Source organism: Aeromicrobium sp. REDSEA-S38_B2, from assembly GCF_001628525.1.
Classification (GTDB): domain Bacteria; phylum Actinomycetota; class Actinomycetes; order Propionibacteriales; family Nocardioidaceae; genus Aeromicrobium; species Aeromicrobium erythreum.
Genome location: NZ_LUNH01000092.1, coordinates 1 through 21,441 on the forward strand (window position 1 = coordinate 1; position 21,441 = coordinate 21,441).

At 71.1% G+C, this 21,441-nt stretch carries 22 protein-coding genes and 4 tRNA genes; 12 read left to right on the plus strand and 14 right to left on the minus strand.

The genetic code is table 11. The annotated features are described in order from the left end of the window. Window positions 1-508 precede the first annotated feature (508 nt). The 6 genes from pgsA to A6Q81_RS15365 form a co-directional block, all read right to left on the minus strand. Window positions 509-1,147: a phosphatidylinositol phosphate synthase gene (gene pgsA, locus A6Q81_RS15340; RefSeq protein WP_286690997.1), complete on the minus strand. Its 639-nt coding sequence runs from the start codon at window positions 1,145-1,147 to the stop codon at window positions 509-511. Then, window positions 1,147-1,686 (minus strand): HIT family protein, encoded by a 540-nt coding sequence (locus tag A6Q81_RS15345; protein WP_502692827.1) that lies wholly within the window; start codon window positions 1,684-1,686, stop codon window positions 1,147-1,149. The genes pgsA and A6Q81_RS15345 overlap by 1 nt, the downstream gene beginning before the upstream one ends. A gap of 60 nt (window positions 1,687-1,746) precedes the next feature. After that, window positions 1,747-2,985 carry a hypothetical protein gene (locus tag A6Q81_RS15350; protein ID WP_286690998.1) on the minus strand — a complete coding sequence of 413 codons (1,239 nt, stop codon included), beginning with the start codon at window positions 2,983-2,985 and terminating at the stop codon, window positions 1,747-1,749. A 268-nt stretch (window positions 2,986-3,253) separates the two neighbouring features. Then, on the minus strand, window positions 3,254-5,239 hold the full coding sequence (gene thrS, locus A6Q81_RS15355) for a threonine--tRNA ligase (protein WP_286690999.1): 1,986 nt from the start codon (window positions 5,237-5,239) through the stop codon (window positions 3,254-3,256). A 78-nt stretch (window positions 5,240-5,317) separates the two neighbouring features. Further along, window positions 5,318-6,565 (minus strand): saccharopine dehydrogenase family protein, encoded by a 1,248-nt coding sequence (locus A6Q81_RS15360; protein WP_286691000.1) that lies wholly within the window; start codon window positions 6,563-6,565, stop codon window positions 5,318-5,320. A gap of 85 nt (window positions 6,566-6,650) precedes the next feature. Then, window positions 6,651-8,192 carry an APC family permease gene (locus tag A6Q81_RS15365; RefSeq protein WP_286691001.1) on the minus strand — a complete coding sequence of 514 codons (1,542 nt, stop codon included), beginning with the start codon at window positions 8,190-8,192 and terminating at the stop codon, window positions 6,651-6,653. A 151-nt stretch (window positions 8,193-8,343) separates the two neighbouring features. Between A6Q81_RS15365 and A6Q81_RS15370 the strand changes: the two genes are divergently transcribed. Both A6Q81_RS15370 and A6Q81_RS15375 read left to right on the plus strand, forming a co-directional pair. Beyond that, entirely contained in the window at window positions 8,344-9,759 is a 1,416-nt protein-coding gene (locus A6Q81_RS15370) for an aspartate aminotransferase family protein (RefSeq protein WP_286691002.1), read from the plus strand. Between the two features lie 37 nt (window positions 9,760-9,796). Beyond that, complete coding sequence (locus A6Q81_RS15375) at window positions 9,797-10,255, plus strand: Lrp/AsnC family transcriptional regulator (RefSeq protein ID WP_067857968.1); 459 nt, start codon at window positions 9,797-9,799, stop codon at window positions 10,253-10,255. Window positions 10,256-10,273: 18 nt separating this feature from the next. Here A6Q81_RS15375 and A6Q81_RS15380 read toward each other — a convergent pair whose 3' ends face one another. Beyond that, window positions 10,274-11,968, minus strand: a complete 1,695-nt coding sequence (locus A6Q81_RS15380; protein ID WP_286691003.1) for an FAD-dependent oxidoreductase — start codon at window positions 11,966-11,968, stop codon at window positions 10,274-10,276. 56 nt (window positions 11,969-12,024) lie between these two features. Here A6Q81_RS15380 and A6Q81_RS15385 point away from each other — a divergent pair, with 56 nt between their 5' ends. The 4 genes from A6Q81_RS15385 to A6Q81_RS15400 are packed head-to-tail and all read left to right on the plus strand — an operon-like array spanning window position 12,025 to window position 14,851. Next, the gene (locus A6Q81_RS15385; RefSeq protein WP_286691004.1) at window positions 12,025-12,603 is read left to right on the plus strand and encodes a TetR/AcrR family transcriptional regulator; all 579 of its coding nucleotides are present in this window, start codon (window positions 12,025-12,027) and stop codon (window positions 12,601-12,603) included. Further along, a complete protein-coding gene (locus tag A6Q81_RS15390) occupies window positions 12,600-14,021 on the plus strand; it encodes a flavin-containing monooxygenase (RefSeq protein ID WP_286691005.1) in 1,422 nt (473 codons plus the stop codon). The genes A6Q81_RS15385 and A6Q81_RS15390 overlap by 4 nt, the downstream gene beginning before the upstream one ends. Further along, window positions 14,018-14,605, plus strand: a complete 588-nt coding sequence (locus A6Q81_RS15395; protein ID WP_286691006.1) for an acetoacetate decarboxylase family protein — start codon at window positions 14,018-14,020, stop codon at window positions 14,603-14,605. Before A6Q81_RS15390 ends, A6Q81_RS15395 begins: the two co-directional genes overlap by 4 nt. Window positions 14,606-14,647: 42 nt before the next feature. Then, window positions 14,648-14,851 (plus strand): hypothetical protein, encoded by a 204-nt coding sequence (locus A6Q81_RS15400; protein WP_067857982.1) that lies wholly within the window; start codon window positions 14,648-14,650, stop codon window positions 14,849-14,851. Window positions 14,852-14,876: 25 nt separating this feature from the next. Here the strand turns inward: A6Q81_RS15400 and A6Q81_RS15405 are convergent, their stop codons facing one another. From A6Q81_RS15405 to A6Q81_RS15415, 3 genes are all read right to left on the minus strand, one after another. After that, complete coding sequence (locus A6Q81_RS15405) at window positions 14,877-15,362, minus strand: YbaK/EbsC family protein (RefSeq protein WP_286691007.1); 486 nt, start codon at window positions 15,360-15,362, stop codon at window positions 14,877-14,879. Between the two features lie 70 nt (window positions 15,363-15,432). Continuing rightward, window positions 15,433-15,504: transfer RNA gene (locus tag A6Q81_RS15410), tRNA-Val, on the minus strand. 41 nt (window positions 15,505-15,545) lie between these two features. Next, window positions 15,546-16,382 carry an aminotransferase class IV gene (locus A6Q81_RS15415; protein WP_286691008.1) on the minus strand — a complete coding sequence of 279 codons (837 nt, stop codon included), beginning with the start codon at window positions 16,380-16,382 and terminating at the stop codon, window positions 15,546-15,548. A gap of 93 nt (window positions 16,383-16,475) precedes the next feature. Here A6Q81_RS15415 and A6Q81_RS15420 point away from each other — a divergent pair. The 5 genes from A6Q81_RS15420 to A6Q81_RS15440 all read left to right on the plus strand — a co-directional run bounded on the left by A6Q81_RS15420 (window position 16,476) and on the right by A6Q81_RS15440 (window position 17,879). Next, window positions 16,476-16,547 (plus strand) — tRNA-Gly (locus A6Q81_RS15420). 27 nt (window positions 16,548-16,574) lie between these two features. Further along, a tRNA-Cys gene (locus tag A6Q81_RS15425) sits at window positions 16,575-16,645 on the plus strand. 28 nt (window positions 16,646-16,673) lie between these two features. After that, window positions 16,674-16,748: transfer RNA gene (locus tag A6Q81_RS15430), tRNA-Val, on the plus strand. Window positions 16,749-16,908: 160 nt separating this feature from the next. Beyond that, entirely contained in the window at window positions 16,909-17,145 is a 237-nt protein-coding gene (locus tag A6Q81_RS15435; protein WP_286691009.1) for a hypothetical protein, read from the plus strand. A gap of 305 nt (window positions 17,146-17,450) precedes the next feature. Beyond that, complete coding sequence (locus tag A6Q81_RS15440) at window positions 17,451-17,879, plus strand: GNAT family N-acetyltransferase (protein WP_286691010.1); 429 nt, start codon at window positions 17,451-17,453, stop codon at window positions 17,877-17,879. A 608-nt stretch (window positions 17,880-18,487) separates the two neighbouring features. Here the strand turns inward: A6Q81_RS15440 and A6Q81_RS15445 are convergent. Beyond that, window positions 18,488-18,913, minus strand: coding sequence for a hypothetical protein (locus A6Q81_RS15445; protein WP_286691011.1), 426 nt, complete (start codon window positions 18,911-18,913; stop codon window positions 18,488-18,490). Window positions 18,914-19,174: 261 nt separating this feature from the next. Between A6Q81_RS15445 and A6Q81_RS15450 the strand changes: the two genes are divergently transcribed. Continuing rightward, window positions 19,175-19,444 carry a hypothetical protein gene (locus tag A6Q81_RS15450; RefSeq protein WP_286691012.1) on the plus strand — a complete coding sequence of 90 codons (270 nt, stop codon included), beginning with the start codon at window positions 19,175-19,177 and terminating at the stop codon, window positions 19,442-19,444. 101 nt (window positions 19,445-19,545) lie between these two features. Here A6Q81_RS15450 and A6Q81_RS15455 read toward each other — a convergent pair whose 3' ends face one another. From A6Q81_RS15455 to A6Q81_RS15465, 3 genes are read right to left on the minus strand one after another with little or no spacing between them, the layout of a single operon-like run. Then, complete coding sequence (locus A6Q81_RS15455; RefSeq protein ID WP_067858008.1) at window positions 19,546-20,088, minus strand: DUF4333 domain-containing protein; 543 nt, start codon at window positions 20,086-20,088, stop codon at window positions 19,546-19,548. Between the two features lies 1 nt (window position 20,089). Further along, the gene (locus A6Q81_RS15460; RefSeq protein WP_067858011.1) at window positions 20,090-20,491 is read right to left on the minus strand and encodes a DUF4333 domain-containing protein; all 402 of its coding nucleotides are present in this window, start codon (window positions 20,489-20,491) and stop codon (window positions 20,090-20,092) included. An 11-nt stretch (window positions 20,492-20,502) separates the two neighbouring features. Next, the gene (locus A6Q81_RS15465; RefSeq protein WP_067858014.1) at window positions 20,503-21,378 is read right to left on the minus strand and encodes a YihY/virulence factor BrkB family protein; all 876 of its coding nucleotides are present in this window, start codon (window positions 21,376-21,378) and stop codon (window positions 20,503-20,505) included. Window positions 21,379-21,441 lie beyond the last annotated feature (63 nt).

Here is a 21,441-nt window from a genome sequence, read left to right on the forward strand (position 1 = left end):
CGCAAGGATCTGCGTTCGTGCGCTGGGACTCCAAGGCTTCTCCGTTTGCTACGGGATCCCGTCACCAACGCAGAAGCGTTCGACCGCGGGCGCACGAAGGAAGAATCGTGGGTGCCCTTGGGGGTGGGGTGGGCAGCACTTCTCCCTTCTCGTGGACCGTGCCACGGGAAGGGAGAAGCGCTGCCCACGTCTGACCCGCTAGCGGTGGATCTGCCACCTCTAGAGCGCTCAGAAGGTGGCAGATCCACCGATGGGACGCGCAAACGCAGAATCCTTGCGCCCACCGCAAGCCATAGCCCGAGAACCGGAGCCGCCGCGCCACCCAGCCGCCCGGTCGAGGCCCTTTCGGAGCGCAGGACGAGTCGAAGCCGCGCAGACGCAGCCCCACCCCGAGTCGAAGCCGCGCAGACGCAGCCCCACCCCGAGTCGAAGTCGCGCCAACACAGCCGCAGGTCGAGTCCGACCCGCAACGATGCAGCCGCAGGTCAAGCAAGCCGCGCCGACGACGTCAGACGTCCAGGCCCGGCTGCTGCACGGCCTGGCGGTGGACGATCGCCATGCGCTGGAAGACGGTGACGAGGCTGGCGAGGGCGAGGGCCCACAGGGTCACCTCGCGCAGCACGGGGAGGTCGAGGAGGCCGGAGAAGCCGGTCATGACGAGGATGGCGACGAGGCGGTCGGCGCGCTCGGCGATGCCGCCCTTGGCCTGCATGCCGAGGCTCTCGGCGCGGGCGCGTGCGTACGACGTGAGGCTGCCGAGCACGAGGCAGGCGAGGCTGAGGCCGAGGTACAGCTCGGCCGGGCCGAGCGTCGACTCCGCGTCGGGGCGCGTGTAGTAGAGCAGCAGGCCGCCGAAGACGGCCGCGTCGCCGACCCGGTCAAGCGTGGAGTCCAGGAACGCGCCCCACTTCGACGACTGCCCCGACTTGCGGGCCATGTAGCCGTCCATGAGGTCGCTGAACACGAACGCCGTGACCACCATGACGCCGATGAAGAACTGCCCGCGCGGGAAGAACCACAGGGCGCCGGCGCTGACGCCGAGCGTGCCGACGATGGTCACGTGGTCGGGCTTCACGCCGAGGCGCAGCAGGAGGTCGGCCAGTGGGGACCACACGTTGGTCCAGAACTGGCGGAAGCGTTCGAGCATCAGACGTCCCCAAGGGTGGTCGAAGTGGTGGTGGGGGCTGCGGGCCAGGCCTCGGCCAGCAGGTCGCGGGTGTCCTCGAGCAGCTGCGGCAGCGTCTTGGTGCGGCCGAGCACGGTCATGAAGTTGGCGTCGCCGGACCAGCGCGGCACGACGTGCTGGTGCAGGTGCTGCGACAGCGACCCGCCGGCCACGCCGCCCAGGTTCAGGCCGACGTTGAACCCCTGCGGTGCCGACACGGCGCGGATGGAGCGCAGCGCCGTCTGCGTCAGGGCCGCGACCTCGGCGGTCTCGTCGGCCGTGAGCTCGGTGTAGTCGGCGACGTGCCGGTTCGGCACGACCATGAGGTGCCCGGGGTTGTACGGGTAGAGGTTGAGCACGACGAAGCAGGTGGCACCGCGGTGCACGACGAGCTCGGACTGCGCTCCCCCGGCCGCGATGCGGCAGAAGGGGCAGGTGTCGTCGGGCTCGGGCTCCTCGCCGCGCACGTAGGACATGCGGTACGGCACCCAGAGACGCTCCAGGCGGTCGTCGAGGCTCACCCGACCCACCCTAGACGAGGGGTTCACCGCGGCTGCCGGGACCGACGCGGTGGTGCGAAGTCAGCGGTTCTGGATCGTCCAGCGGCCGCGCGCCACCACGATCTGATGCATCGAGCCTTCGTAGGACGGAGCCCAGATGGTGAGTCGGTACTGACGCGTGTGTCGAGTGTCGTTATCCAGGCGGAGGCGGACCCGACCGTCCTTGCCGATCGTGCGCTCCGGCCCGGCGGACGACCAGCCGTCCCGGGTCCTCAGCTCGAGCCACGCCTTCAGTCCCGCTCCGTCCTTCACCGTCACGGTGCGGGCGACGGGGTGATAGGCCCGCGCTCGCGTGGTGCGCGAGGGGAACGAAGGGCGCGGCAGCGGTCGGACTTCCGCCCTGACCCGACCCGCTGGCTCGGTCGCGGTAGCGGCGGAAGCGAGCTCGAAGCGGCCGCCGGCACGCATGACGTGCTCCTGTCGCCCGATGCGGATGTGGGTGCCACGAGTGAGCACGACGTCGGACAGGGTCGTGGCCGCGCGCGCACCCCACCCCGTGAAGCGCGCGGTGACGATCCTCGAGGGACCGTCGAGCTCGACCGGGCGCCAGTACTCCTGCTGCTGCGTCACCACGAGCTTGAAGCGCGTCCCGCGAGGCATCCACCACACGTCCTGACGGCGACGACCCTGCGAGTAAGCCCGTGCTTCCGGCACCGAGACGCCGAGCTTCGTGTCGTCGGGAACGAGGGTGACGGTCGCGGTGTCGGCGACCTGGCGCCGTTGCCCCGCTCGGACCTGCTCGACGGTGAGGGAGTAGGGGCCGGTGGTCGGCGGATAGGTCATCAAGCTCCAGACACGACGTTCCACGTCGACCCGGCCGAGTAGCGTGCGCTGACCTGTGATCCCGTGAGTTGCCCAGACCTCCAGCTGCACGTCGCGCGCTGGCGCCTCGGTGCAGGCTCCGGACTCGTCGGCCACCTCGTAGAGCGGCGAGAGCCCCAGCACGTCGACGCCCTGAGACCACTTCTTGGTCGTTGGTGCGCTGATCTGCACCGAGGCTTCACGCAGAAGGGCGGAGCGGGACGGGTGGTAGAAGACGGACGCGTTCAGGTAGTGCCACGTGTCGCCGACCAGGACGAGGAACCGGACGTGGCCATGCCCCGTCTCACCCAGCGATGCCTCCACGGGTGGCGGGACGGCCAGGCCGTCCTCCCGCACGGCCACGGCGTCCGTGGAGACGTACGGACCGTTCGAGCTGGTGCGGTACTCCCACCGAATCAGCTGGCCGATGCGCGGCCCGTCAGCCCCGACGGAGCGCACGACGGGAAGCTGCAACGGGTCGGCCCACTCCACGCATCGGGTCCGTGGCCCGATTGGGCCGATGTAGGCATCCCCAGCGGCGGCAGGTGCAGCCGCAGGCCCGAGAAGGCCGACGGCAAGCAGGAGGGCGAGGCACAGAACGAGCGGGCGACCGTTGACTCCTGCGGGGATGCGTCTGCTCACGGCGCGACCCTAGGGCCACGACGTCGCTCCCGTCCCCGGATCACCGGGAACGGGGGCGAGCGCCGTACGGACGCGCTGGTGTCGCTCAGACCTGCTCGCGCGACGCCACCGCCTCGAGGATGCGGCGCACCGCGTCGTCGACGGGCACCCCGTTCTCCTGCTCGCCGTTGCGGTAGCGGAACGAGACGGCGTCGGCCTCGATGTCGCGGTCGCCGACGAGCAGCATGAAGGGCACCTTCTGCGTCTGGGCGGTGCGGATCTTCTTCTGCATGCGCTCGTCGGAGTCGTCGACCTCGAAGCGGATGCCCGCACCACGGAGCCGCTGGCCGAGCGTGTGCAGGTAGTCCGAGTGCCGTTCGGCGACGGGGATGCCGACCGCCTGGACGGGCGCGAGCCACGGAGGGAAGGCGCCGGCGTAGTGCTCCACGAGCACGCCGAGGAACCGCTCGATCGAGCCGAACTTCGCGGAGTGGATCATCACCGGCTGCTTGCGCGTCCCGTCGGCGGCCACGTACTCCAGGTTGAACCGCTCCGGCGACGGCTGGTTGAAGTCGTACTGCACGGTGCCCATCTGCCAGGTGCGACCGATCGCGTCGCGCGCCTGCACCGAGATCTTCGGGCCGTAGTAGGCCGCTCCACCCGGGTCGGGCACGAGCTCGATCCCGGTCTCCGCGGCCACGTCGGCGAGCACCTGGGTGGCGAGCTCCCAGTCCTCGTCGGACCCGATGAACTTGTCCTTCGACGCGTCGCGGGTCGACAGCTCGAGGTAGAAGTCGTCGAGGCCGAAGTCGCGCAGCAGGCTGAGCATGAAGTTCAGCAGGTGACGCACCTCGTCGGGCGCCTGCTCGGGGGTGACGTAGGAGTGCGAGTCGTCCTGGGCGAACCCGCGCACGCGCGTGAGGCCGTGGATGACGCCGGACTTCTCGTTGCGGTACACGTGGCCGAACTCGAAGAACCGCAGCGGCAGCTCGCGGTAGGAGCGCTGCCGGGAGCGGTAGATGATGTTGTGCATCGGGCAGTTCATCGCCTTGAGGCGGTAGTCCTGGCCGTCGACGTCGAGCGCCGGGAACATCCCCTCGCCGTAGTACGGCAGGTGGCCCGACGTGTGGAACAGGCCCTCCTTGGCGATGTGCGGGGTGCCGACGTACTCGAAGCCCTCCTCGATGTGCCGACGACGGACGTAGTCCTCCATCTCGCGCTTGATCACGCCACCGCGCGGGTGGAAGACGGGCAGGCCGGAGCCGATCTCGTCGGGGAAGGAGAACAGGTCGAGCTCGGTGCCGAGGCGTCGGTGGTCGCGACGCTGCGCCTCCTCGAGGCGGTGCAGGTACTCCTCCTGCGCCTCCTTGGTGGGCCAGGCGGTGCCGTAGATGCGCTGCAGCTGCATGTTCTTCTCGTCGCCGCGCCAGTACGCGGCGGCCGAGCGCATGAGCCGGAAGGCGGGGATGCGCTTGGTCGTGGGCAGGTGCGGGCCGCGGCAGAGGTCCTTCCAGGCCAGCGATCCGTCGCGCTTGACGTTGTCGTAGATGCTGAGGCCGCCCTCGCCGACCTCGACGCTCGCGCCCTCGGTGGAGCCGGCGCTCGACTTCAGGCCGATGAGCTCGAGCTTGTACGGCTCGTCGGCGAGCTCCTCGCGCGCGGCGTCGTCGCTGATCTCGCGACGGTCGAAGCGCTGGCCCTCCTTGACGATCTTCTTCATGCGCGACTCGATGGCCTGCAGGTCCTCGGGCTTGAACGGCTCGGCGACGTCGAAGTCGTAGTAGAAGCCGTCGGTGATCGGCGGACCGATGCCGAGCTTGGCCTCCGGGAACAGCTCCTGCACGGCCTGGGCCATGACGTGCGCGGTGGAGTGGCGCAGGATGTCGAGGCCGTCGGGGCTGTCGAGCGTCACCGGGACCACGGTCTGGCCCTCGGCGAGCAGCGTCGACAGGTCACGCAGGTCGCCGTCGATGCGCGCGGCGACGACGTCGGGCTGCTCGGCGAAGAGCTGCCACGCCTTCGTCCCCTCGTCGACGGTCTGGGGTGCTGCCTCGGCCCCCGCCTGGGCGGCGACGTGCACGGTGACGGACATGGCGGTGCTCCATTCTGGTCCCGACGACCCCTACGGCTGGGCCGTTCTGCTTGCCCTCACCCTAGGGCCTGCGCAGGATCAGGAGTCCCGCTGGCCCCACGGGGAGCCGTAGGCGGTGAGCAGCTCCAGGAACGGCACGGCGTCGAAGGCCTCGGGGCCGAGCACCCCCGCGCCGCTCCAGGTGCCGTCCGCGAGCAGCTCGAGCGCGACCACCGGGTTCACGGCGGTCTGCCACACGACGCACTGGTGCCCGTACTCCTGCATGGCCCACTCGTTGTCGACGACGTGGTACAGGTACGTCTCGCGCTGCTGCCCGTCCTTGCCGGTGCCGGTGATCCAGAGCCCGGCGCAGGTCTTGCCGGTCATGCGCGGGCCGATGGTCGCGGGGTCGGGCAGGCAGGCGGCGACGACGTCACGGGGCGAGACCTCGACGGGTCCGTCCGCCGACGGCACGCGGACGGCGGTCGTGCTGTCGAGGCCGACGTCGTGCAGGGCCTTGAGCACGTTGATGAAGTCCTCCCCCAGCCCGTACTTGAACGTGACCCGCTCGGCGTCGACCCAGCGCGGCATGAGGAGCACCTCCTCGTGCTCGACGTTGACGCACTCGACGGGCCCGATGCCCTCGGGGAAGTCAAACACCTCGGGCTCGGAGAACGGGGGCGTCACGAACCAGCCACCGTCGGGCTCGTCGGCGCGCGCCCTCTCCCAGACGACGGGCGGGTTGAGGCACTCCTCGATCGTCGTCCAGATCGAGAACGACGGCGCGAACACCTCGTTGCCGTGCTCGTCGTGCACCGCCAGGTTGGCACCGTCGCGGGTGCCCAGGTCCCGGATCTCGCTGAACAGGTGGTCGGCCGCGTACCGGGCGAAGACGTCGGAGAGGCCGGGCTCCACGCCCATGCCGACGAGGGCGAGACGGCCGGCCGACTCCCACTGGTCGGCGACGGCGAACTGGTCGTCGCCGAGCTTCTTGCCGACCTTCGCGTAGGGCTCCTCGGGGTGGCGCACCGACAGCGACATCGCCATGTCGAGGTAGTCGGCGCCGGCGGCGAACGCACCGTCGAAGATCGACATGACGAACCGCGGGTCGACGGCGTTCATGACGTGGGTGACGTCGTGCTCGCGGCACAGGGCCGCGACGTCGTCGGCCGACGATGCGTCGACGCGTGCTGCCACGAAGCGGTCGTCGTCGAGGGCGTCGACGGCGGCACGGGCGCGCGCCTCGTCGTAGTCGGCGACGACCACGAGCTCGAAGAAGTCGCGACGTGCGGCGATGGCCGTGAAGGCGGCGCCGACGCCGCCGGAGCCGACCAGCAGGATCTTCATGTCTCTCCTCGGAGATGTCCCGGGGTCGGGACGGAGTGCAGTGGTGGGGCGGGGTGGTGAGCAGGTGACGGGGCGCGACGACGGCTCAGTCGAGGGCCGCTCCGGGACGCGTCGGGCCGAGCGCCGCCAGCGCCACCTCGTCGGAGACGGTCTCGAAGCCCTTGCGCGTGAAGAACGTGGTGCCGACGGTGAACCGCCAGACGAGCATGAGCACCAGCCCGAGCACGAGGAAGACGACGGCGATCGCGAGCGGCAGCCCGACGCCGAGCACCGACGAGCCGCTGTAGGAGGCGCCGGGGTCGGAAAGGTCGAGCACGGACTCGTACAGGAGGTAGAAGAGGGTGCCTGCGCCGACGAGCGGACCCACGCCGATGAACAGGAACGCCTTGACCGACGTGAAGAGCCGTCGACGCCAGTAGATGGCGCACGCCAGGCCGGTGAGGCCGTAGTAGAAGGCGATCATCAGCGACAGCGCCGAGATCGAGTCGAACAGGAAGTTGTCGCTGATCGCGCTCGCGCCGACGTACCAGGCGATGGCCACGGCGCCGATGAACCATGTGCTGAACGACGGCGTCCCGTACCGCTCGTGGATGCGGGCGAACACCTTCGGGAACGCCCCGGCGCTCGCCATCGAGAGCGACACGCGCGACGCGGGGAGGATGGTCGTCTGCGTCGAGGCGATGCCCGAGGTGATGATCGAGAGCAGCAGCACGAAGGCGAACGGACCCATGACGAGGTCGCCGACGGCACCGAACAGCGCGTCGTCGTCCTCGTAGCCGGTGACGAAGTCGACGCCTCCGGCGGCGATGGTCACGATCCCGACGCCCAGGTAGGTCGCGACGAGGATGACGGTGCTCCAGATGCCGGCGCGGCCGGGCGTGGTGTCACCGTCGGTCGACTCCTCGGACAGGTTCACCGCGCTCTCCCAGCCCCAGTAGATGAAGACGCCGATGAGCAGGCCGCTGACGAGCTCGTGGGAGTCGAGGCCTGCGGGGCTGAGCCAGCTCCAGCTCGGGGTCGTCGCGCCGGCAGGGAGCGACCCGGTCGCGAGCCGCACGGCGGCGACGCCGACGAAGAGGAGCAGCGCGCCGACCTGCGCGAAGACCAGCCAGACCTGGAACCTCGCCGACGCCTCGGTGCCACGGACGCACAGCCACGTCATGACGACGACGATGGCCACGGCGATCGTCACGACGACCGGGCGGTTGGCGGCGAGCGAGTCGGCGCCGACCATGACGAAGAGGTAGCGCGCGGCGACGTCGGCGAGGGAGCCGATGACGAGCACGCCGGTGGTGAAGACGGCCCAGCCGCCCATCCAGCCGATCCACGGGCCCATCGCCCGGGTGACCCACGAGAACGTCGTGCCGCAGTCGGTGTCGGCCCGGTTCATGTAGAGGAACGCACCGGCGATGAGGAACATCGGCACGAACGACAACCACAGCACCGCCGGGGCGTGGATGCCCGCCACCACCACCATCGAGCCGAGCACCGCGGCGATCGAGTAGGCCGGTGCGGTCGCGTCGAGCCCGATCGACAGACCTTCCCAGAAGCCGATCGCGTTGGCCTTCAGACCCTTGCTGCCCGTGGGGGCCACGTCGGCGGCTCCCGGTCCCACGTCCTGCGCCATGGGTGCTCCTCTCCCGTCGACTCGTTGCAGGAACTCTGCACCCGCTCGACGGAATCCACAAGAGTCGTCACACGATCGTTACGTCTTCAGTCGCCTCGACCCTTGCATTCGACGCATTCCGTCGCGAATACTCGCAGTGATCGGAGGAACCATGACCCACCCCACGCTCGACCCCCATCGCGCCCCCAGCATCGACGAGCAGCTCGCGCGACGTCAGAAAGCCGCGCGCGACCACCTCTGGATGCACTTCGCGCCCCTGAAGGACGCCGACGCCGCGGACGTGCCCGTGATCGTGCGGGGCGAGGGCTGCTACGTCTGGGACGACCGGGGGCGGCGCTACCTCGACGGACTCGCCGGTCTCTTCGTCGTGCAGGCCGGCCATGGTCGGCGTGAGCTCGCCGAGGCGGCGGCCCGCCAGGCGCAGGACCTCGCGTTCTTCCCGCTCTGGTCGTACGCGCACCCCACGGCGATCGACCTCGCGGAGCGGATCGCGTCGCTGGCGCCCGGCAACCTGAACCGCGTGTTCTTCTCCAGCGGCGGCGGCGAGGCCGTGGAGACGGCGTGGAAGCTGGCGAAGAACTACTTCAAGCTCGTCGGCAAGCCGATGAAGCACAAGGTGATCAGCCGCTCGGTGGCCTACCACGGCACCACGCACGGAGCGCTCTCGATCACCGGCCTCCCGACGCTGAAGCAGCAGTTCGAGCCGCTCGTGCCGTCGACGTTCCGGGTGCCCAACACCAACCACTACCGCGCCCCGCAGCACGCCGACGACCTCGAGGCGTTCGGGCGCTGGGCGGCCGACCAGATCGAGGTGGCCATCGAGGCCGAGGGTCCCGAGACGGTCGCCGCCGTGTTCCTGGAGCCGGTGCAGAACGCCGGCGGGTGCTTCCCGCCGCCGGCCGGCTACTTCCAGCGCGTCCGCGAGATCTGCGACCGCCACGACGTGCTGCTGGTCTCCGACGAGGTGATCTGCGCCTTCGGACGTCTCGGCACCACGTTCGGGGCCGAGCGCTACGGCTACGTGCCCGACATGATCACCTGCGCGAAGGGCCTGACGTCGGGCTACTCCCCCCTCGGCGCGACGATCGTCAGCGACCGCGTCGCCGAGCCCTTCCAGCGCACCGGCGAGATGTTCGCGCACGGGTACACGTTCGGCGGGCACCCGGTCTCCTGCGCCGTGGCCCTGGCCAACCTCGACCTCTTCGAGCGCGAGGGCCTGCTCCAGCACGTGCGGTCGACGGAGGGCGCGTTCCGCAGCACCCTGGAGCGGCTGGGCGACCTGCCGATCGTCGGCGACGTGCGCGGCGACGGCTTCTTCTACGGCATCGAGCTGGTGAAGGACAAGGACACGAAGGAGACCTTCACGTCCGAGGAGTGCGACCGGCTCCTGCGCGGGTTCATGTCGCACGCGCTGCTCGACGCCGGCCTCTACTGCCGCGCCGACGACCGGGGCGACCCGGTCGTCCAGCTGGCGCCGCCCCTGGTGGCCGAGCAGGCCCAGTTCGACGAGATCGAGCAGGTGCTGCGTGGCGTGCTGACGGAGGCGTGGGTCAAGATCTCCGCATGAACGTTCGCCAGTCCCCCGCCGTCCCCGAGGCGACACCGTGAGCGCCCCGGTGCTCGACGAGGTCGCCAAGCGCATCATCGCGCTGCTGCAGGTCGACGGCCGCATGTCGTACGCGGCCATCGGCAAGGAGGTGGGGCTGTCCGAGGCCGCGGTGCGCCAGCGCGTGCAGAAGCTGACGGACTCCGGTGTCATCAACATCGTCGCGGTCACCGACCCGATGCAGCTCGGCTTCGCGCGGGAGGCCCTCATCGGCATCCGCGGCAAAGGTCCGCTGGAGCCGCTCGCCGAGAGCCTCGCCGAGATCCCCGAGGTCGACTACGTGGTCATCACGGCGGGCTCGTTCGACATCATCCTCGAGCTCGTGTGCGAGACCGACGAGCACCTGCTGCAGGTGCTCTCGGAGAACATCCGCGCCCGGGACGACGTCGTCAGCACCGAGACGTTCACCTACCTGAAGCTGGTCAAGCAGACGTACACGTGGGGCGTCCCCGACTGACCTGACGTCGGCGAGGCGTCACGAGGCCCCGACGCGCAGGCGCGGCGTGGGCAGGAGCAGCGCGCCCGGCGCTCCCTCGGGCACCACCGGCCGGTGGGGGGCGACGGCGTCGACCCGGCGGTACGCCGAGCCCAGCGGCGGACGCGGGTCGGGCTCGCCATGGTTGGGCCAGAACGACATCGCCCGCTCCGCCTGGGCCGTGATCGTGAGCGACGGGTTGACCCCGAGGTTCGCGCTGATCGCCGAGCCGTCCGCGACGTGCAGGCCGTCGTGCCCGAACAGCCGCTGGTAGGGGTCGATGACGCCCTCCTGCGGGGTGGTGCCGATCGGGCAGCCCCCGATGAAGTGGGCCGTGAGCGGGATGCCGACGAGCTCGCCGACGGAGCCGCCTGGCACGCCGTCGAGCTTGTCGGCGATCTCGCGGGCGACGTGGTCGGCCACGGGGATGTGCGACGGGTTCGGCGCGCCCGTGCCCTGCCTGCTGCTCATCCTCAGGCCGAACGGACCACGCTTGAGGAACGTCGTGACGGAGTTGTCGAGCGACTGCATGACGAGCACCACGACCGACTGCTCGGCCCAGCGGCGCGGGTCGTGCAGGCGCAGGGTTCCGCGCAGCCCGAGGCCGCGGTAGCCGCGCAGCACCTTGCGCAGCTGCGAGCCGCCACCACGGTGGTCGGCCAGCGCCATGTTCATCAGGCTCAGCGCGCCCGACCCCCGGCCGTAGCGGACGGGCTCGACGTGCGTCTGCGGGTCTGGGTGGAACGACGACGTGATCGCGACGCCGGGCGTGACGTCGGCGTCCTTCGCACTCGCGCGGGCCGAGAGCACCGCCTCGGAGTTCGTGCGGCTCAGCTCCCCCAGCCGCTCGGAGATCTCCGGCAGCGAGCGACGGCGGAGCCGGTGCAGCAGGTCCTGCGTGTTGAGCGCGTTGCCCGCGAAGACCACCTGGTCGGCACTGAAGCGACGACGCCGCAGCCGGTTGCCGGTGCGTCGCGTGTGCACGACGTAGCCACCGCCGCGCCGCGGACGCACGTCGGTCACCGTGGTGAGCGGGTGGACCTGGGCGCCGCCCCGCTCGGCCAGGTGCAGGTAGTTCTTCACGAGCGTGTTCTTGGCGTTGTGCCGGCAGCCGGTCATGCACGCGCCGCAGTCGGTGCACGTGCGGCGCGTGGGCCCGGCGCCGCCGAAGTACGGGTCGTCGACCTCCTCGCCGGGACGGTCGCCGAACAGCACGCCGACGTCGGCGGCGTGGACCGTGTCACCGACGCCGAGCCCCTCGGCGACCTCCGCCATCAGCCGGTCGGGCAGGGTCGTGCGCGGGTAGGTCGCGACGCCGAGCATGCGGCGAGCCTGGTCGTAGTGCGCGGCGAGCTCGTCGCGCCAGTCGGTGACGTGCGCCCACTGCGGGTCGTCGTAGAAGCCGTCGAGCGGCTGGTAGAGCGTGTTCGCGTACACCAGGGAGCCGCCGCCGACGCCGGTGCCGCTCGCGATGAGGACGTCCTTGAGCGGCGTGATGCGCATGATGCCGAAGCAGCGCGCCCACGGGGCCCACAGGTAGCGACGCAGACGCCACGACGTCTCGGGCAGCTCGTCGTCGGCGAAGCGTCGACCGGCCTCCATGACCCCGACGGAGTACCCCTTCTCGGTGAGCCTGAGCGCGGTCACGCTGCCGCCGAACCCGGAGCCGACCACCAGGACGTCGTAGTGCTTCATGCCTGGCACCGTACCCGCTTGTTGACACTTTGCCAATAGCGTTGTTCACTCGTCCTGTGACCGCCGTCTCCCGCACCCGTCTCGAGCCCGACGCCCGGCGCCGCCAGATCGTCGAGGCCGCGCGCACGCTCTACGCCGAGCGCGCCTACGACGACGTCTCCCTCGCCGAGCTGGCGCGTGCCGCCGGCGTCACCCGCGGGCTCCTGCACCACTACTTCGGGTCGAAGCGCGAGATCTTCCTCGCCGTCATGCGCGACTCCACGCTCATGCCCGAGACGGAGCTGCCGGACCTGCTGCACCTGCCGCTCTCCGAGCGCGTGCGCGTGACGATGGACTGGATCCTCGACGCCGCGCAGACGTACGGGCAGGCCTGGGTCGCGGCGTCCGGCGCCGCCGAGCTGCACGGGGAGTCCGACCTGCAGGTCGTGGTCGACGAGGCCGACGACCGCGCCGCCCGTCTCGTGCTCGACGCCGTCGGGCTCCCCGACTCCCCCGTGCTGCGGGCCCGGCTGCGGGCCTCGGCCGCGTACGTGAAGGCGCTGTGCCGCGAGTGGCTCCAGCGGGGCACGCTGACGCGCGACGACGTCCTCGACCTGCTCACCACCCACCTCGTCCACGTCCTGGAGGGCTCATGACGTCCGTCGGCATCATCGGCTCGGGCTTCGGCGGCATCGCCGTGGCGGCCGAGCTCCTGCAGCACGGCCACGCCGACGTACGGCTGTGGGAGCGCGGCCACGACGTCGGCGGGGTGTGGCGCGACAACACCTACCCCGGTGCCGGCTGCGACGTCCCCTCCCCGCTGTACTCGTTCTCCTTCGCCGTGAACACCGAGTGGTCGCGCCGGTACGCGCTGCAGCCCGAGATCCACGCCTACCTGCGGCGCACGGCCGACGACCTCGGCATCACGCCGCTCGTGCAGCTGCGCCGCGAGGTCGTCTCGGCGCACTGGCACGAGACCGACCAGCAGTGGGAGGTCGGGTTCGCCGACGGCTCGCTCGAGCGGGTGCAGGTGCTCGTGAGCGCCGTGGGGCAGCTGTCGGAGCCACGGCTGCCCTCCATCCCCGGCATCGACGACTTCGAGGGCGACGCGTTCCACTCGGCGCGCTGGGACCACGACCTCGACCTGCGCGGGAAGCGGGTCGCCGCGGTCGGCGTCGGCGCGAGCGCCATCCAGTACGTGCCGCACCTGGCCGACGTGGCCGGCGAGCTGACGCTGTTCCAGCGCTCGCCGAACTACATCCTGCCCAAGCCCGACGGGCCGCTCCCCCGCTGGTGGCGACCGGGGATCCGGCTCGAGCGTCCGCTGTGGTGGACGTTCGGCGAGCAGTTCTCGCGCGGTCTCGACGAGGGCACGGTCGTCGGCGCCATCGAGAAGCGCGTGGCCCTCGCGCACCTGCACCGTCAGGTGCGCGACCCGCGCCTGCGCGAGGTCCTCACGCCCGACTACCCCATCGGCTGCAAGCGGATCCTGTTCTCCAACACGTTCTACCCGACGCTGGAGCGCGACCACGTCGACGTCGTCGCCGAGCGCATCGTGCGGGTCGTCCCCGAGGGGCTCGAGACCGCCGACGGCACCGTGCACCCGGCCGACGTCATCGTCTACGGGACCGGCTTCGCCGCCCAGGACTTCCTGGACACGATCGACGTGCGCGGCGTGGACGGCGAGGCCCTCGCCAAGCGCTGGGTCGACGGCGCGCACGCCCACCTCGGCATGTACGTGCCCGGCTTCCCGAACCTGTTCGTCTCCTACGGCCCGAACACGAACCTCGGCGGCGGGTCGATCATCTACATGCTCGAGGCGCAGGCCCGGCACATGCGTCAGGTGCTCGACCGGATGCGCGAGGGCGCCCACGCCACGGTCGACGTGCGCCCCGAGGTCGAGGCCGCCTACGACCGGCAGGTGCAGGAGCGGCTGGAGAAGTCGGTCTGGGGCAGCTGCGACAGCTGGTACCGCCACCCGTCGGGTCGCATCACGTCGAACTGGCCCGGGTCGACGTACCCGTACCACCGCCGGGTGCGCTCGCTCGACGTCGAGGACTTCGCGTGGGCGTGAGCTATCCCCCCGAGCCGTGGGACCTGCACGGCCAGGCGGTCGCGTCGGTGTTCCTCGTGCCCGTCCGGTCGCTGCCGGCGCCGCCGCCCGGCACCCGTGTCGTCTCCGTGGCGGGGCGGGCGGTCGTGACCGCCGCCTTCTTCCGGTACGAGGAGCCGAGCCCACTCGTCTACGACGAGGTCATGGCGACCGTGCTCGTGCGCCGCGGCGTGCGACCGCGCGTGTGGATCCCATGGATCTGGGTCGACAGCGAGGCGTCGCGCGACGGTGGGCGCGCGCTGTGGGCCATCCCGAAGGACCTCGCCCGCTTCGATGTCGAGCCGGGTCGTCGGCACCGCGGCGACGGCCTCGCGAGCGTCGAGGTCGCGCGCACGGTGGGCCTTCCGGGTCGTTGGCCGCTCTCGTTCCGCGTGGTGCAGCGACGGGGCGGGCGCTCCGTCGTCACGTCCGTGCGCGGACGCCTCCGCGCACAGCTGCTGCGCACGTCGTGGACGTTCTCGGGCCCGTTGTCGCTGCTCGCGGGACGGCGTCCGGTCGTGTCGGTACGGGCGTCGAGGTTCCGGCTGCTCTTCGGTCGCGGCTGACCTCGGCTCGCACGTCGTCGCGTTCCACGGCACGGTGGTCCCATGGCTGAGTACCGACTGACCACGGAGGACGGCGACGTCGTCGCCGAGGAGACGCTCGAGCACGACCAGGCGGCCGTCGCCTGGCGCTCGAGCCGACCGTTCGAGGCCCCCACCCCCGGCGAGGGCCGCGGGCTGCGCCTCGAGCGTCACACCGACCGCGGGTGGGTGCGCCTCGACCCGCTCGGCACGGCCGAGACCACCTGACGCCCCCCTCCCCCGGCTCGCGGCCTCATCCCGCGGGAGGGGGCTGCTTGGTCACGCTCACCCAGCCGACGGGCTCCGCGACGACCTCGAGCTCGTCGGGCGCGAGCTCGATGGCCGACGCCGCGTTGCCGACGGCCGGGTAGACCGTCGGGAACCGTCGCAGCGACTCGTCGAGGTGCACGGCGGCCCCCTCGGGGTTGGCGAACGGGCACACACCGCCCGCAGGGTGGCCCGTGAGCGCCTCGACGTCGTCGGGCTTGAGCATGCGCGCCTTCAGGCCGAACGTCGCCTTGAAGGCCGCGTTGTCGACCCGCGCGTCGCCCGCGGCGACGACGAGGATGCTGGTGCCCGGCTCCCGTCCGTAGAAGCCGAGCGTCTTCGCGATGCGCGTCGGCTCGACGCCGAGCTCCGCGGCCGCCAGCTCGACCGTCGCGCTCGACCCGGACGTCTCGACGACGTCGCCGTCGCGTCCGAAGCGGGCGAGGTGGGCGCGGGCGCTCTCGATCGACATGCCGGCCATCGTAGGAGCGCGGGGCGAACGACGAGGCCCCCGGCTCGAGAGCCGGGGGCCTGCGTGTCGGTGGGCGATACTGGGTTCGAACCAGTGACCTCTTCGGTGTGAACGAAGCGCGCTACCACTGCGCCAATCGCCCGGGGACGTCAGAACCTTACTCCACCCCGTCTCGAGGTCGAGCTACGGGTCCGACGTCTTCGCGGCCTCCCGCGTCCAGATGGCCTGCGCACGCTGCGTGACGGGCCCGGGAGCCGCGGCGACGGGTCGTCCGTCGACGTGCGAGATGGCCTGGATGTCGCGCGTCGTGCCGACGAGGACGACCTCCTCGGCGTCGGCGAGCACCTCGATCGGCGCGTCGCGCTCGACGACGTCGAGCTCGTCGGCGAGCCACTCGAGCGCCAGCGCCCTGGTGATGCCGGCCAGGCAGCCCGACGCGAGCGTGGGGGTGACGAGGGTGCCGTCGAGGACGTACATGATGTTCGAGCCCGTGCCCTCGCACAGGTGGCCCTGGGTGTTCGGCATGACCGCCTCCGACGCGCCCGCGGCGCGTGCCGCCTCGATCATCCTGGCGTTCTCGGCGTACGACGTGGTCTTGAGACCGGACAGCGCGCCTCGTTCGTTGCGCGGCCACGGCACCGTGATGATCGTGGCGACCGACGGCGGCTTCTGGGCCGGCTCGGTGACGACGACGTGGGTGAGCCCGTGGTCGCCGCGGGGCGAGCCGAGCGGACCCCGACCCGACGTGACGGTGATCCGCACCCGCCCGAACGGGAGGTCCTGGCCGTCCAGGGTCGCGTCGATCCCCTCGCGCAGGAGGCCGAGGTCGGGCCGACCGATGCCGAGCCCCTCGGCGGAGCGTGCGAGCCGGTCGAGGTGACGCGTGAGGGCGAACGGCTGCCCGTCGTCGACGGCGACGGTCTCGAACACGCCGTCGCCCACGACGAGCCCGTGGTCGAGCACGCTGAGGGCCGGTTCGTCCGGTGATTCCAGCAGTTTTCCGTTCAGCCAGGCACGCATGGCCCCACCCTAACGCGCCCGTCCGGACCCCCCTGTTTGGCCGCCGCACGGGCATGTACTAATGTTTCATCTCGCGCCGGGAACGGTGCGAATGCGGACATAGCTCAGTGGTAGAGCATCACCTTGCCAAGGTGAGGGTCGCGAGTTCGAATCTCGTTGTCCGCTCGGAGAGGGTCCCCATACCCATCCAGCGGTGGGTTGGCCGAGAGGCGAGGCAACGGACTGCAAATCCGTGTACACGGGTTCAAATCCCGTACCCACCTCGATCCCCAACAGAACAGCACCACCCACGGGCGATTGGCGCAGCGGTAGCGCGCTTCCCTGACACGGAAGAGGTCACTGGTTCAAACCCAGTATCGCCCACCAGCAGAAAGCCCCGGAATCCCAAGGATTCCGGGGCTCTTCTCGTAGTAGCCACCCGTGCTCGCGCGGTGTCCGTGCGGCGGGAGTCTGCGCACGCGGGTCGGAGGCACTCGCCACTCGGCTGCGCCGTGCAGCCGACCGCCCGATCTGAGACCGTTCCAGCATGAGACGCAGCCCCGACGAGTCGCCCCGCTGCCGACGCAGGGGGTTGAGATCACGGGCCCGGTCGGAGATCGCCCTGGGCGTCTGCTCGATCCTCTACTGGATCATGCAGATCTGGGCGGGCTCCACGGTGGGCCGGCAACCGGGATGGCCCACATGGACCGGCATCGCCGTGGGCTTCGCTCTCATCGCCTGGGGAGTGCGTCGATACCGCGCCGACATCGACCCCCGCTCGTAGCGTCGACTCTCCTCGGCCAAGATGTTCGTCGCCCGCCACAGCGTGGATGGGTCGGACCAGGGGTGAGATTCGGCATGGCCGAAGACGTGGTCGAGCCGCCCGCCAGGCCGCTAGCCTCGTGCCGTCGCTGATCCACTCTCCCAAGGAACGATCCACGACATTGCGCCTGCTTCACGAGGAGCTGGGCCCGCGAGACGCTGTCGACGACTCTCATCTCCCCGAGAGCGTGGGCGGCGTCTCGTCGTTGGTGGCCGGTCCCCGGGCTCCCGCGGGACGGCGTCGCGCGCTCGTCTACCGTCGGTGCGATGACGACGACCGGTGACCGGGTCCTCAGGACGCCCCCGACGCTCGAGGACTATCTCCGCCTGCGGAGCACGTCGGGCCTGACCCCGAGGTCCGCGACCCAGGGTGAGGGCGCGCTGGCGGGCAGCTGGGCGTGGAGCGTCGTCGAGCACGAGGGACGGGCCGTGGCCATGGGTCGCGTCATCGGCGACGGCGGCTGGTACTTCCACGTCGCCGACATGGCGACCCTGCCGGAGCACCAGGGTCGCGGGCTGGGGCGTCTGGTCCTGACCGACCTGCTCGAGCAGATCGCCGAAGTCGCTCCGCCCGACCCGTACGTGACGCTCATGGCCGACGCCCCCGGGCGCCGGCTGTACGCCTCGATGGGGTTCGTCGAGACGGCGCCGAGGTCCCTTGGCATGGTCCTCGTGCACGACCTGCGGCCGGGCTGATCGTCGCGCACGCGGCCCCCGAGCGCAGCCAGGGCGCTTCGGCCGAAGCCGCCCCAGCCGCTCGCACTCGGGGCTCCTGGGTTGAACCCGACGGTGCTGTGTACTGCCTTCCCCCATGACCTGGTCCCACGCGGCGTGCGAGTCCGTCTGCGATGTGATCTCCACCACGTGTCGACAAGCGGTCAGAGCGAGAGGAGATGGGCCCGCGCGGCGACGAGGACCACCGGACGCCTCGCGGGCCTCATCAGACGACGGGCTCGACCTCGGGAATCGGACCCACCGCCAGGTCCGGCCGCCATGCGCTGCGGACCGGGCCGGCGCTCAATCTAGAGGTCCCCGGGTCGTTGCGGGACGAAACCGCACAATGTTCATCCGGCGTGTCGCGACGACGAGGGGACCGATGCCGACCGGCAGGGTCCCAGGAATGGGAGTGCGGCCCTCCGGGACCTCTGCTTGAGTGGAGGCCGTCGACGTCGGTCGGTGCGCCCGTGGCGCACCACCCGTCGACACGGGAGCGCGTCGGCCAGGGGCGACGCTGACCGACTCGGGGCGTGACGCGGGGAGCCGTCGCGCCCCGAGCCGTCCCGGTCGTCCGTGTGCGACCGGCCTCAGCAGTCGTCGTTGCGCCAGCCGCCGTCCTCCCGGACCCAGGGCTGGTCTCGTTCCGACAGCGACTCGACGTCGAGCTCGTACGACACCGTGCCGCGTGCGCCGTCGGCTGTGACGTCGACGTCGCGCAGGGGGTCGTCACCGTCGAGCTCGGTGGCCTGGCTCGTCATCCGCCGGAACTCGGCGAACGGCAGCTCCTCACGGCACCGCGCGGACAGAAACGCGTACGCGTCGTCGGCGCGACCGCCGTGGAAGGCGTCGACGTAGCGGACGACGGCCTGCTCGAGCACCTCACCCTGCGCACCCGACGCCGACTCCGCCGGCCCCGGCTCCGTGGCGATCGGCGCGGACCCACCGCCGGACCCGCCGCAGGCCGTCAGGAGCAGCAGGGGGACCACCGCGACCGCGACCAGACGACGCCTCATGCGGGGAGCGTACGTCGAGCCCGGTCGCGACAGAACGCCCGAGACGCTGGCATCGCGCTGCGCACGACAGCGGCCCCGCCACTGGCGGGGCCGCTCGTCGTCACACCGACATGCGAGATGCGGGGCTGGTGTGAGGCTGGCCCGGTCCGGGAAACTCACCGAACCGGTGCGCTCGACGGTACGCAGGTCTGCTGCATCCGCATCTCGAGGACGAGCCGTTCCGCTGCGCATTCGACCACGTGTTCGACTACCATCGTCCGGGTGAGCGCCCACCCCCATGACACGCCGCGCTCCACGGCAGCCAGGCCGTCGCCGGAGACGTCGTCGGTCGAGCGCGCGCGTCACGTGTGGGTGGCGCCGTCCGCGCGCCAGGTCGACCTGCGGCCCTACCCCGGCCTGCTCGTCACCTGGCAGCGCCGCGACGACGGCTGGTGGGCGTACGTGGTCATGCTGCTGCCGACGGGCGCGCTGGTGGCGAACTGGGTGTCTGCGTCGTTGCTGCGTCCCGCTCGAGGCCCGGGCCCGTCCTGACGCGATACCGCCGGGCGGCCGTCGAGCTGCGCAAGCCGACGGCCGGACCCGGCGTAGCTCCAATCTAGGTGCGTCTGCCAGTACCGCAACCCGGAGCGACGTCAGGTGCGCGAGACGGAGCGCCAGGTGAAGGTGCCGTCGGCCGACGTGATCCGCACGATCGCGTCGGCCACGACCACCGACGGCTGCGCCGCGTAGGCGACGGCGCAGCTGAACCGCGTGCCGACCGCTGCCGGGACCGATCGGGGGCACGAGACGACTGTGGGACGACCCTGGGCGTCGAGCGATGCCTTCACCTGCGCCGACACCGCAGCCGTCGACCGGACCGTCCGCGAAGCAGCGGGCGCGGGTCGGGCGGGGCGCGGAGCCGTCGACCGGGTCGGGGTGGGCGACGCGGAGGGGGTCGGCGAGGCCGACGGCGACGGGCTCGCCGACGGGGAGGGGGTCGCCGAGGGCGACGGCGACGCGGAGGCGGCCGGCTCGGCCGCCGGCGAACGCGTCGGCACGACCCGCTCCCCCGCGGCTCGCTGGTCGTCCCCCTCGGTGCCGTCGGTCCCGAGCCACGACCGCAGCCCGAACACGCCGCCGGCGAGCACGAGGACGGTCAGCACGAGCGCGGCCAGGACCTTCTTCGACGCGCCCACGTCACTCCCCCTGCGACACGGGCTTGGAGTTCCAGGTGAAGTGGCCGTCGGGGCCGTCGATCTTGACCGCCGCGACCGCGACGGCCGCCGTGTTCGGCTGGTTGGCGAAGAACACCTGGCAGTCGAAGGCCGTGCCGATCTTCTGCAGCACCCGGTCGGGGCACTCGACGCGGGTCGGCTGACCGGCGTTCTGGTCCAGACGGGTCTTGATCGACTGCTCGATCCGCGTGGTGGTCATCTTGGTCGGCGCGAGCGACGGGCTGGCCGACGCCGACGGTGTCGGGTCGGCGCTGGAGCCGGATCCGCCGTCGTCGTCGGGGCTGCACGAACGCAGCGCGAAGAGCAGCGCTGCGACCCCGAGCAGCACCACGACGAGGGCCGCGACCTTCCGCATCTTCTTCACGGGCGACGATTCTAGCGGTCGGGACGGGGGTGGCGGTCCTCGTCGAAGGAGGCGTTGATCGCAGCGCCGATGAGCACGGCGATGGAGATGACGTACAGCCACAGCAGGACGGCGATGGGCGCGGCGAGCGGACCGTAGATGGAGGTGCCACCGGTGGAAAAGCCGAGCGCCCACCGCACGAGCAGGCTGCCGCCGATCCACAGCCCCATCGTGAAGAACGCACCCGGCAGCCCGGACCTCCACGACACCTTGACCGGGACGGCCAGGTGGTAGAGCGACGCGAGGAAGCCGACTGAGACGAGCAGCACCGCCGGCCAGTACAGCGGCTGCAGGACGGCCAGCTGCGAGGGCACGACCGACGCCGCCACCTCCGGGCCGGCGAGCACCAGCGGCACGACGACGATCGCGATCGCGAGGGCGACGACGTACAGCGAGAACGACAGCGCCCTCGTCTTGACGATGCCGCGCACGCCGCCGAGGCCGTAGAGGATGGAGATGGTGTCGAGGAAGACGTTGAGCGCCCGCGAGCCCGACCACAGCGCGAGCACGAACCCGATGGAGACGACGTCGATGCGCCCGGACCTCAGCACCTCGTCGAGCGTGGGCGCGATGACCTGGTCGACGGTGCCCTGCGTGAGCGCCTGGGACGAGAGCTCGAGCACCCGGTCCTTCAGTACGTCGACCTGGGCGACGTCGTAGCGCTCGGCGACGAAGCCGATCGTGCCGGCGAGACCGAACACCAGGGGCGGCAGCGACAGGATCGCGAAGAACGCCGCCTCGGCCGCGAGGCCGGTGACCCGGTGCTGGATGCAGCGGGAGACGGTGCGTGCCGTGACTCGCGCCAGCCGGTCCACGGCCGCCGGGCGTCCTACCCGTTCAGCCGCCATGCCCCTACGGTATCGACATGCATCCCTTCCGCCGCGCACCCTCGACCCGGGCGATCCCGCTCG

What these genes read in the sequence shown, in the direction of transcription:
- pgsA (WP_286690997.1), bottom strand. Translation starts at nt 1,147, where the DNA reads ATGCTCGAACGCTTCCGCCAGTTCTGGACCAACGTGTGGTCCCCACTG.
- thrS (WP_286690999.1), bottom strand. Translation starts at nt 5,239, where the DNA reads ATGTCCGTCACCGTGCACGTCGCCGCCCAGGCGGGGGCCGAGGCAGCA.
- A6Q81_RS15360 (WP_286691000.1), bottom strand. Translation starts at nt 6,565, where the DNA reads ATGAAGATCCTGCTGGTCGGCTCCGGCGGCGTCGGCGCCGCCTTCACG.
- A6Q81_RS15365 (WP_286691001.1), bottom strand. Translation starts at nt 8,192, where the DNA reads ATGGCGCAGGACGTGGGACCGGGAGCCGCCGACGTGGCCCCCACGGGC.
- A6Q81_RS15370 (WP_286691002.1), top strand. Translation starts at nt 8,344, where the DNA reads ATGACCCACCCCACGCTCGACCCCCATCGCGCCCCCAGCATCGACGAG.
- A6Q81_RS15380 (WP_286691003.1), bottom strand. Translation starts at nt 11,968, where the DNA reads ATGAAGCACTACGACGTCCTGGTGGTCGGCTCCGGGTTCGGCGGCAGC.
- A6Q81_RS15390 (WP_286691005.1), top strand. Translation starts at nt 12,600, where the DNA reads ATGACGTCCGTCGGCATCATCGGCTCGGGCTTCGGCGGCATCGCCGTG.
- A6Q81_RS15400 (WP_067857982.1), top strand. Translation starts at nt 14,648, where the DNA reads ATGGCTGAGTACCGACTGACCACGGAGGACGGCGACGTCGTCGCCGAG.
- A6Q81_RS15405 (WP_286691007.1), bottom strand. Translation starts at nt 15,362, where the DNA reads ATGTCGATCGAGAGCGCCCGCGCCCACCTCGCCCGCTTCGGACGCGAC.
- A6Q81_RS15415 (WP_286691008.1), bottom strand. Translation starts at nt 16,382, where the DNA reads ATGCGTGCCTGGCTGAACGGAAAACTGCTGGAATCACCGGACGAACCG.
- A6Q81_RS15435 (WP_286691009.1), top strand. Translation starts at nt 16,909, where the DNA reads ATGAGACGCAGCCCCGACGAGTCGCCCCGCTGCCGACGCAGGGGGTTG.
- A6Q81_RS15440 (WP_286691010.1), top strand. Translation starts at nt 17,451, where the DNA reads ATGACGACGACCGGTGACCGGGTCCTCAGGACGCCCCCGACGCTCGAG.
- A6Q81_RS15445 (WP_286691011.1), bottom strand. Translation starts at nt 18,913, where the DNA reads ATGAGGCGTCGTCTGGTCGCGGTCGCGGTGGTCCCCCTGCTGCTCCTG.
- A6Q81_RS15465 (WP_067858014.1), bottom strand. Translation starts at nt 21,378, where the DNA reads ATGGCGGCTGAACGGGTAGGACGCCCGGCGGCCGTGGACCGGCTGGCG.